12 protein-coding genes are annotated in these 8,401 nt (G+C 65.6%); 5 read left to right on the top strand and 7 right to left on the bottom strand.

The genetic code is table 11. The features are described from left to right. Nucleotides 1-25: 25 nt before the first annotated feature. From BCY78_RS23990 to BCY78_RS23975, 4 genes are read right to left on the bottom strand one after another with little or no spacing between them, the layout of a single operon-like run. Nucleotides 26-421, bottom strand: coding sequence for a carboxymuconolactone decarboxylase family protein (locus tag BCY78_RS23990; protein WP_068306845.1), 396 nt, complete (start codon nucleotides 419-421; stop codon nucleotides 26-28). Between the two features lies 1 nt (nucleotide 422). Next, entirely contained in the window at nucleotides 423-1,244 is an 822-nt protein-coding gene (locus BCY78_RS23985; RefSeq protein ID WP_068306843.1) for a cyclase family protein, read from the bottom strand. A 57-nt stretch (nucleotides 1,245-1,301) separates the two neighbouring features. Next, the gene (locus BCY78_RS23980) at nucleotides 1,302-1,991 is read right to left on the bottom strand and encodes an NAD-dependent deacylase (protein WP_068306842.1); all 690 of its coding nucleotides are present in this window, start codon (nucleotides 1,989-1,991) and stop codon (nucleotides 1,302-1,304) included. Next, on the bottom strand, nucleotides 1,988-2,893 hold the full coding sequence (locus tag BCY78_RS23975; RefSeq protein WP_068306841.1) for a LysR family transcriptional regulator: 906 nt from the start codon (nucleotides 2,891-2,893) through the stop codon (nucleotides 1,988-1,990). The genes BCY78_RS23980 and BCY78_RS23975 overlap by 4 nt, the downstream gene beginning before the upstream one ends. A 90-nt stretch (nucleotides 2,894-2,983) precedes the next feature. On the opposite strand from BCY78_RS23975, the gene metF reads away from it, so the two are divergent. Continuing rightward, nucleotides 2,984-3,853, top strand: coding sequence for a methylenetetrahydrofolate reductase [NAD(P)H] (metF, locus tag BCY78_RS23970; protein ID WP_068306840.1), 870 nt, complete (start codon nucleotides 2,984-2,986; stop codon nucleotides 3,851-3,853). A 99-nt stretch (nucleotides 3,854-3,952) separates the two neighbouring features. On the opposite strand, the gene BCY78_RS23965 is transcribed toward metF, so the two are convergent. After that, nucleotides 3,953-4,174 (bottom strand): DUF1150 family protein, encoded by a 222-nt coding sequence (locus BCY78_RS23965; protein WP_068306838.1) that lies wholly within the window; start codon nucleotides 4,172-4,174, stop codon nucleotides 3,953-3,955. Nucleotides 4,175-4,188: 14 nt separating this feature from the next. Then, a complete protein-coding gene (locus tag BCY78_RS23960; RefSeq protein WP_068306850.1) occupies nucleotides 4,189-4,602 on the bottom strand; it encodes an Hsp20 family protein in 414 nt (137 codons plus the stop codon). Between the two features lie 204 nt (nucleotides 4,603-4,806). On the opposite strand from BCY78_RS23960, the gene BCY78_RS23955 reads away from it, so the two are divergent. After that, complete coding sequence (locus BCY78_RS23955) at nucleotides 4,807-5,025, top strand: YdcH family protein (RefSeq protein ID WP_068306848.1); 219 nt, start codon at nucleotides 4,807-4,809, stop codon at nucleotides 5,023-5,025. Between the two features lie 91 nt (nucleotides 5,026-5,116). Continuing rightward, nucleotides 5,117-5,617, top strand: a complete 501-nt coding sequence (locus BCY78_RS23950; RefSeq protein WP_068306836.1) for a hypothetical protein — start codon at nucleotides 5,117-5,119, stop codon at nucleotides 5,615-5,617. 6 nt (nucleotides 5,618-5,623) lie between these two features. Here BCY78_RS23950 and BCY78_RS23945 read toward each other — a convergent pair whose 3' ends face one another. Beyond that, complete coding sequence (locus BCY78_RS23945) at nucleotides 5,624-6,721, bottom strand: class I SAM-dependent RNA methyltransferase (protein ID WP_068306835.1); 1,098 nt, start codon at nucleotides 6,719-6,721, stop codon at nucleotides 5,624-5,626. A gap of 94 nt (nucleotides 6,722-6,815) precedes the next feature. On the opposite strand from BCY78_RS23945, the gene purE reads away from it, so the two are divergent. Next, nucleotides 6,816-7,295: a 5-(carboxyamino)imidazole ribonucleotide mutase gene (gene purE, locus BCY78_RS23940; RefSeq protein ID WP_068306834.1), complete on the top strand. Its 480-nt coding sequence runs from the start codon at nucleotides 6,816-6,818 to the stop codon at nucleotides 7,293-7,295. Then, the gene (locus BCY78_RS23935; RefSeq protein ID WP_068306832.1) at nucleotides 7,288-8,358 is read left to right on the top strand and encodes a 5-(carboxyamino)imidazole ribonucleotide synthase; all 1,071 of its coding nucleotides are present in this window, start codon (nucleotides 7,288-7,290) and stop codon (nucleotides 8,356-8,358) included. The genes purE and BCY78_RS23935 overlap by 8 nt, the downstream gene beginning before the upstream one ends. Nucleotides 8,359-8,401 lie beyond the last annotated feature (43 nt).

The raw sequence follows: 8,401 nt of genomic DNA, 5'->3' as shown, positions 1-8,401 counted from the left end.
ATTTTTGACAAGATGATGGGGGAGGTCAGGCCTTGAACCGCTCGTCCGTCGGGACCTGCAGGGCCGTCGCTAGCGCGTTGGTCTGCGCGGCCATGCCGATCACGGCGAGAAGCTCGCCATACATCTCGGGCGTCATGCCCTTGGCCTTGGCCGCTGCGGTGTGGGAATGGGTGCAATACTCGCAGCCATTCGTCACGCTGACGGCGACATAGATCAACTCCTTGACCAGAGGATCCAGCGCGCCGGGCGCCATCACCTGCTGCAGCCTTTCCCAGACCTGCGCCAACTGCGGCGGGTCATTGGCCAGCGCGCGCCAGAAATTGTTGACATAGTCGGTCTGACGTTTCTCGCGGATGTCGTCGAAGACGGCGCGCGCTTCCGCGTCCGCCGCCTCGTCGCTCAGAAGGGGGAGTGTCGACATGTCAGAACAGCGTGAACACGCGGGCCGGACCGCCGGTGCCGCGGCGATGCTTGGGCGCGCCGACGACCAATGTGGCGCCCAAGGCGGGCACTTGGTCGAGATTGGCGATGCACTCGACGCCCCAGCGGCCCGAGGGCAGCCACGCGTAATGCGTCGCGAAATCCGCGGACATGCCATAGTCCAAAGACAGCGTGTCCACCGCGATGCCGGCGACGTCGGCTTCCTCCATCAGCATCTGCGCGGCCTCGACATGGAAGCCGGGGAAATGCATCGCGCCCTCTGCATCGGTGTTGCGGAAGGCGGGGTCGTTGACCTTGTCGCCCCAGCCCGAGTTCATCGCCACGCAGCAGCCTGCCGGCAGATCGCCATTCGCGCTGATCCAGGCGCGCAGATCCTCGGGCGTCACCTGCGCATCGGCGCTTTCCGCGGCCTTGGCACGGATATCGACGACCACCAGCGGCACGATCAGCTTGTCGACCGGGATCTCGTCGACCGAGGCCCCGTCGGCCGAGAAATGCATCGGGCTGTCGACATGGGTGCCGGTATGCTCGTTGACGCGGATTTCTTTCAGGTTGAAGCCGTGTTCGGCAAAGTTGAACAGGCTCTCTTCCCAGAATTGCTGATCGCCGAAGAAGGTGGGGAAGTCCGGGTGCAGGGTATGGGTCATGTCGGCCATCTGGCCGGGGACCTGTGCCATCGCGGGCGCGGGTTTCAAGGTCGACACGGCGGCAGCCCCTGCCGCCAGTCCCAACGCGCCCTTGAACAGGTCACGTCTCCCCAGCATCCGCGCTTTCACGCTCTCCATCACGCAGGCATGGCACATGGTCATTCTCCCTTGTTGTTGGTTGTCGGAGAAGCCTGCGAAGCCAACGCGATTCGGTCAACCTAACAATGTGGCGACCCAATCCGGCACAACCTCACTGGCCGGCCCGTAGCGGCGGGTCTGGGAGACGCGGCTGATTTCCGAGGGCTCGAGGTTCAACTCGACGCAATCCGCGCCATTCCGGCGGGCCTCGGCGGCGAGGCCGGCAGCGGGATAGACCTGACCCGAGGTGCCGATCGCCGCGAAGATCTCGCAAGCTTCCACGGCCTCGGCGATGGCTTCCATGTGATAGGGGATCTCGCCGAACCAGACGATATCGGGCCGCGTCCGGGGATGGCCGCAGGCCGGGCAGGTGTCGGTCAGATGCATCACGGCGGGCGCGGGCCAGCGGTGATCACAGGCGGAACAGAGCGCCGACATCAGCGCGCCATGCATCTGGATCACGTTCTTCGACCCCGCGCGGTGGTGCAGGTCATCGACATTCTGCGTGACGATCAGCACCTCGCCCGGAAGCGCCGCCTCCAGCCGGGCCAGCGCGTAATGGGCCGCGTTGGGTTCCGCGCCGAGGCAATTGGCTCGCCGCGCGTTGTAGAAATCCGTGACCAGCTGCGGGTTCCGGGCGAAGCCTTCGGGCGTCGCCACCTCGTTCAGATCGTATTTTGTCCAGAGCCCGTCCTTGTCGCGGAAGGTCCCGAGCCCGCTTTCCGCCGAAATCCCGGCGCCGGTGAGGATGACGATCCGGCTCATGCGCGTTGCAGCTTCACGGGTTCGGTGCGCGCCAGCCGCAGGAAATGCGCCATGAAGGGTTTCGTCGTGTCCTCCTCGCGCGTCGCGGCATAGAGGCGCTTGGTCAGGCCATGCTGGGTCACCGGCCGGGTGATGTAGTCGGGTGAGTATTTCACCTCGCGCAGGACCCAGTCGGGCAGGACCGAGACCCCGCGCCCCGAAGCGACCAAGAGCAGGATCACCGCTGTCAACTCGACCTGCCGCACGAGGCGGGGCTCGACACGCGCGGGGTTCAACAGCCCCGTGAAGATATCGAGCCGCGTGCGGTCCATCGGATAGGTCAGCAGAACCTCGTCGCGGAAATCCTCGGCCTCGATGAAATCCTTTTGTGCCAGCGGATGGTTGGCGGCGGCGATGAAGCGCGGCTCGTAATCGAAGAGCGGCGTGTAGGTGATGCCGTCCATCGGGTCGGGATCCGAGGAAATCACCAGATCCACCTCCTCGCGCGCCAAGGCCGAGAGGGCGGCGAAGGCCAGATTCGGGCGGATATCGACGTCCACATCCGGCCAGGCATGGCGGAACCGCTCGAGCACCGGGAAGAGCCAGTCGAAACAGGCGTGACATTCGATGGCGATATGCAAACGGCCCGACTTGCCCGAGATCAGCGCGCGGAAATCTTCCTCCAGCGCCTCGATGCGGGGCAGCACCTCTTCGGCCAGCCGCAGCATCTTCATCCCCGCCGCGGACAGGCGCAAAGGCTTGGTACGGCGGACAAAAAGTTCGACGCCGCATTGCTCCTCCAACCCCTTCAGCTGATGCGATAGCGCCGATTGGGTGATGTTCAGCACATCGGCGGCGCGCCCGACGCCCCCGGCCTGATGGATCGCGCGGATCGTGCGCAGGTGGCGGAATTCCAGATGCATTATGAGGTGAACCTCATGAGAGTGATGAGAACAATGAATTTGTCTCACATTCCGCGTCGCCCTACAACAGAGGCAACACAGGAGACCATCATGTCCGCACCCCGCATCTCGTTCGAGTTCTTCCCGCCCAAGACGCTGGACGCCAGCTTCCGGCTTTGGGAGACCACGCGCATGCTGGCGCCGCTGCGGCCGGACTTCGTGTCCGTGACCTATGGCGCGGGCGGCACGACCCGTCAGCTGACCCATGAGGCGGTGACCACCATCGGCCGCGAGTTCAACCTCAATGTCGCCGCGCATCTGACCTGCGTTGATGCCTCGCGCGAGGAAACGCTGGCGATCGCCGACGCCTATGCCAAGGCGGGCGTGTCGGAAATCGTCGCCCTGCGCGGCGATCCCCCGAAAGGGCAGGGCGCCTTTGCCCCGCGCGAGGACGGCTTCGCCAGCTCGCTGGAGCTGATCTCGGCGCTGAAAGACACCGGCAACTTCACCCTGCGCGTCGGCGCCTATCCCGAGCGTCACCCGGAAGCGGGCGATGATGCCGCCGATATCGAGTGGCTGAAGCGCAAGTTCGAGGCCGGTGCCGACAGCGCCATCACCCAGTTCTTCTTCGAGGCCGAGACCTTCCTGCGCTTCCGCGACAAGGCCGAGAAGGCCGGCATCGACGCGGCGAAGATCATCCCCGGCATCATCCCGATCGAGGGTTGGACCGGCATCCGCCGCTTCGCGCTGGCCACCGGCGCGACGGTGCCCGCCTGGCTCGACGAGGCCTTCGAGAAGGCCGCCCGCGACAACCGCGAGCAATTGCTGGCCACCGCACTTTGCACCGAGCTTTGCGATGATTTGCTGGCCGAGGGCGTCCCGGCGCTGCATTTCTACACGCTGAACAAGGCCGTGCTGACCCGCGATGTCTGCTACGCGCTGGGCGTCACCCCGCAGGTCGCGCTTCAGAACGTGGCCTGACCGCGCCCCCGGGCCCCTCTCACCTTGTTCCAAATACTCAAACGGCGCCGCAACCAAGCGGCGCCGTCTGGCGTTTCAGCAATCCGGTGCCAAAGGGCGTCAATGCGCGCTGACCGGCTCCAGGTCATTCTCACGCGCGACGAAGAAGGCGGTCGAGCGGTCCTGGGTCAGCGCGATGCACTCGCCGTCGACCTTATGCACGCCCCAGACCTCGACCTCGTCGGGGATCTGGTTGCGGACGTCATCGGGCAGGGTGTCGATATCGATCTGCCGCACATAGGCGAGCTTGCCCTCGGGCACGAAGGGATAGGGGGTCTGCATGGCCTCTCTCCTTGTCAGCCGCGGGTGATGGGGATGGAGCGCACGACGCTTTCGGGCTCTCGTCTTTCCAAGGTAACCTCCAGGAGGCCGTTGTCCATGGTGGCGCCCGCGACTTCGACGCCCTCGGCCAGCGCGAAGACGCGGCGGAACTGGCGGGTGGCGATGCCGCGATGGAGGAAGACGCGCTCGGCGCCCGGATCGGCCTGCTGGCCCCGGACGACCAGTTGGCGGTCCTCCAGCGTGATCGCGATGTCCCCTTCGGTGAAGCCGGCGACGGCCAGCGTGACCACGAAGCGGTTGGGCTCGATCAGCTCGATGTTGAAGGGGGGATAACCCTCGGCGCCAGCGCGGGCGGTGCGTTCCACAAGCCGCTCCAGCGGCTCGAAACCCACAAGAAGGGGGTGCGAGGGAAAAGCGAATTTCGTCATTTTCGAGCCCTGATTCAGCGACACGGGGCCCGATCCCCGCAACAACGGCGGACCGGGTTCCTCATGGATATGGGAATTGCCCCGTCCCCCTGCAAGCCCGCGCGGCAAATGGCAGCAACGCGTTAGCCTTGTGGCGCGAAGTCTTTGCCAGACCTGTGGAAAAGGTCTAAAATGCCTGTGTCAGACATAATCGAGTCGCCCGCGATGAATGCCCCCACCGAACTGAACCACGAAGAGGTGCTGCGCGTGAAGCTTGAGGTCCTGCGCCGTGAGCACCGCGATCTCGATGAGGCGATTCTGGCGATGCATGACCGTGGCACTGGCGATGAGCTGGCGATGAAACGTCTGAAGAAGCGCAAACTGGCCCTGAAAGATGCCATTTCGCGCATCGAGGATGAGCTTACCCCCGATATCATCGCCTGAGCCGGACGCTCTTCACGCGGGTTTTTCTGGTCCCATTGGCGCGCCAGGGGCTAGGCTGGGCAGGGTCATTCCCTCGTTCCGGATTTTTCCCATGCGCCATTTTGCTTCGCTCGCTTTTTTCGCCCTAGTCACTACGCCGACGCTCGCGCAATCGCCGAATTCCGTTTGGCAATATCACCGCTCCATCGGCGAGACGCCTTTGCAGACGTCGCTTTTCCTCGTGCGCGGTGTTCCTGAGACCGATGACATGCAGGCCCAAGGCCACTGCAATATCGGCGCGAACTGGATCTATGCCGATCTGATCCTCGCCTATGATGTCAGCGCCTTGAATGAGGGTGACGCAGTCGAAGTCGAGTATATCGCCGGCGATTACCGGATGTATCACGACGCCACGGTCATCAAGCAGGAGGAAGGGACCTGGGGCGTGCAGGTCGCTTTCCCGCTCGATGATCCGATCTGGGGCGTGCTGAGCCGGTCGTATTCGATGACTTATCAGGTGCCGGGCGGAGAGGTCCTGACGCTCGACCTGACCGGGTCTTTCGCGCCTGTCACGGCCTTTGCCGCAGATTGCGCCCGAATCGGCGATCTTTAAGTCGGTTCAGAGGGTGCCCTGCCAGAGCGTCACCCGTGTGCCGCCCATGTCGATGGCATGTTCGCCCGGCGTGAGCGGCAGGCCGGCGGCCTTCACCAGCCCCGCGTCGGGCGAGACGATGCCGACGGTCCAGCCCTTGAACTGCTGCCCCAGCACCTGACCCAGCGCGCCGTAAAGCGCGAACAGCATCTTCCGGTCGCCGATCCGCGCACCCCAGGGCGGATTCACCACGACAAGGCCCGGCGCCACGCCCTCGGGCGGGGTCAATTCGCTGACCGGCTGACGGGAGAACTGGCACCAGCCCTCGACCCCGGCGCGCTCGGCATTCTTGGTCGCGCCCTGCACCGCGCCCTGATCTCGATCCGAGCCGAAGAACAGAAGCTTGGGTTCCTTCGCCGGCGTCGTTTTCAGCTTGGCGAAGGCTTTCGCGTCATAATTGGCGAGGCTCTGGAACGCGAAGTCCCGGTCGCGACCCGGCTGAAGCCCGGCGGCGATCTCGGCAGCCTCGATGGCAAAAGTGCCCGAACCGCACATCGGATCGACCACGGCTTGTGTGCCGTCAAAGCCCATCTCGCGCAGGATCAGCGCGGCCAGCGTCTCGCGCATCGGGGCTTTGCCGGTGAATTGTTTGTGGCCCCGCTTGTGCAGCGATTCGCCCGAGGTATCGAGGCTGATCGTGCAGAGGTCATCCTCGATCCGCGCCTTGATCACCAAGTTGGCCTCGGCCGAGATCGTCACGCCCAGTTCTTCCTTGAGCGCGGTCTCGATGCGCTGGGCGGCGGCCTTGGCATGGTAGATCTTGGACTTGCGGCAGGTGACTTCGACTTTCACCGGCACGTCCGGGCGCAGCAGCGTGGCCCACTCGACCTTGCGCGCGCGTTTATCCAACTGGGCGAGGTGCATCACCCGGAATTCCGCGATCCGCGCCAGCACCCGCGTCGCGCCGCGCAGCACCAGATTGGCGCGCCAGACCTCAGGCCAGCCCCCCTTCACCTCGACCCCACCGGGCACGACTTGCACGCCCTTGAAGCCCGCATCACGGGCCTCGGCAGCGAGGGTGGCATCCAGCCCGGGGGCAGCGACGAGGAAGAAGGTGTCCAGCATCCGCCCGGCATAGCCGCAAACGCCGCCTGCCGCGAGTGTCTTTGCATCGCGGCGTCAAAATGCTAACGCGCGCAGAACGCAGCCGGAGGGATCTATGACCGTGGACGTGGGAATCATCATGGGCAGCCAGTCCGACTGGCCGACGATGCGCGAGGCCGCCGCGATCCTCGATGAGCTGGGCATTTCCTACGAGGCGAAGATCGTCTCGGCCCACCGCACCCCGGACCGTCTGTGGACCTACGGCAAGACGGCTGCCGAGCGTGGCCTCAAGGTGATCATCGCCGGCGCCGGCGGGGCCGCGCATCTGCCGGGCATGATGGCCTCGAAGACCCGGATCCCGGTCGTCGGCGTGCCGATCCAGACCCGGGCGCTTTCGGGCGTCGACAGCCTCTATTCCATCGTGCAGATGCCCAAGGGCTTCCCGGTCGCCACCATGGCGATCGGCGGCGGCGCCAATGCCGGGCTGATGGCCGCGCAGATGCTGGCCGTGTCCGACCCCGCCCTCGCGGCCCGCGTGGACGCCTGGCGCGACGCGCTCAGCGCCTCGATCGCCGAGGAGCCCACGGATGAGTGACACCCTCGCCCCCGGCTCCGTCATCGGCATCCTCGGCGGCGGCCAGCTGGGCCGCATGCTCTCGGTCGCGGCCTCGCGGCTGGGCCTGCGCTGCCATATCTACGAGCCCGGCGCCAACCCGCCCGCCGGCCATGTCGCGGAAACGGTAACGACGGCCGCCTGGGACGACGAGGCCGCCCTGCGCGCCTTCGCCGCCTCGGTCGATGTCATCACCTATGAATTCGAGAACATCCCGACCGCGACGCTCGACCTGCTGGAGAGCCTGCGCCCGGTGCGCCCGAACCGCCGCGCGCTGGCGGTGTCGCAGGACCGGCTGACCGAGAAGGATTTCCTTACCGGGTTGGGCCTGAGGACCGCGCCCTATCGCGATGTGCCGGACATGGCTGCGTTGGAGGCTGCGCTGGCTGAGATCGGCGCGCCCGCGATCCTGAAGACCCGGCGTCTGGGCTATGACGGCAAGGGTCAGGCGCGGATCATGGAGCCTGCGCAGGCCGAAGGCGCGTTGGCCGAGATGGGCGGCGCCGAGGCGATCCTCGAAGGCTTCGTCCATTTCACGCACGAGGTCTCGGTCATCGCCGCCCGCGGCGCGACAGGCGAGGTCGCCTGCTTCGATCCCGGTGAGAACGTGCACGAAGCCGGCATCCTGCGCACCACCACCGTGCCTGCCCGTCTCGCGCCCGGCCAGCACATGGACGCCATTCTTTTGGCCGGCAAGATCCTGAACGCGCTCGATTATGTCGGCGTGATGGGGGTCGAGCTGTTCGTCACGCCGCAGGGCCTCGTGGTCAACGAAATCGCGCCGAGGGTGCATAATTCCGGCCATTGGACGCAGGCCGGCTGCACCGTCGACCAGTTCGAGCAACATATCCGCGCCGTTGCCGGCTGGCCCTTGGGCAATGGCCAGCGCTATGCGGATGTGGTGATGGAGAACCTGATCGGCGACGATGTCGACAAGGTTCCCGCCCTGTCGAAAACCGCAGATGTGCAGATCCATCTCTATGGCAAGGGCGCCCCGCGTCCTGGACGCAAGATGGGGCATGTGAACCGCATAACCCGCGGCTGATCGCTGCTTGCGGGGGCGGCGGCCGAAGCCCGCTCCCGCCCAC

This window comes from Pararhodobacter sp. CCB-MM2 (assembly GCF_001691415.1).
Lineage (GTDB): Bacteria > Pseudomonadota > Alphaproteobacteria > Rhodobacterales > Rhodobacteraceae > Pararhodobacter.
Note: the sequence above shows the minus strand (reverse complement) of the source record. Positions and strands in the feature narration are given on the sequence as shown.

Bases quoted from the DNA above. Each gene is read 5' to 3' on its own strand.
- BCY78_RS23990 (WP_068306845.1), bottom strand. From the start codon at position 421: ATGTCGACACTCCCCCTTCTGAGCGACGAGGCGGCGGACGCGGAAGCG.
- metF (WP_068306840.1), top strand. From the start codon at position 2,984: ATGTCCGCACCCCGCATCTCGTTCGAGTTCTTCCCGCCCAAGACGCTG.
- BCY78_RS23935 (WP_068306832.1), top strand. From the start codon at position 7,288: ATGAGTGACACCCTCGCCCCCGGCTCCGTCATCGGCATCCTCGGCGGC.
- BCY78_RS23965 (WP_068306838.1), bottom strand. From the start codon at position 4,174: ATGCAGACCCCCTATCCCTTCGTGCCCGAGGGCAAGCTCGCCTATGTG.
- BCY78_RS23985 (WP_068306843.1), bottom strand. From the start codon at position 1,244: ATGTGCCATGCCTGCGTGATGGAGAGCGTGAAAGCGCGGATGCTGGGG.
- BCY78_RS23960 (WP_068306850.1), bottom strand. From the start codon at position 4,602: ATGACGAAATTCGCTTTTCCCTCGCACCCCCTTCTTGTGGGTTTCGAG.
- BCY78_RS23950 (WP_068306836.1), top strand. From the start codon at position 5,117: ATGCGCCATTTTGCTTCGCTCGCTTTTTTCGCCCTAGTCACTACGCCG.
- BCY78_RS23975 (WP_068306841.1), bottom strand. From the start codon at position 2,893: ATGCATCTGGAATTCCGCCACCTGCGCACGATCCGCGCGATCCATCAG.
- BCY78_RS23980 (WP_068306842.1), bottom strand. From the start codon at position 1,991: ATGAGCCGGATCGTCATCCTCACCGGCGCCGGGATTTCGGCGGAAAGC.
- BCY78_RS23955 (WP_068306848.1), top strand. From the start codon at position 4,807: ATGAATGCCCCCACCGAACTGAACCACGAAGAGGTGCTGCGCGTGAAG.
- purE (WP_068306834.1), top strand. From the start codon at position 6,816: ATGACCGTGGACGTGGGAATCATCATGGGCAGCCAGTCCGACTGGCCG.
- BCY78_RS23945 (WP_068306835.1), bottom strand. From the start codon at position 6,721: ATGCTGGACACCTTCTTCCTCGTCGCTGCCCCCGGGCTGGATGCCACC.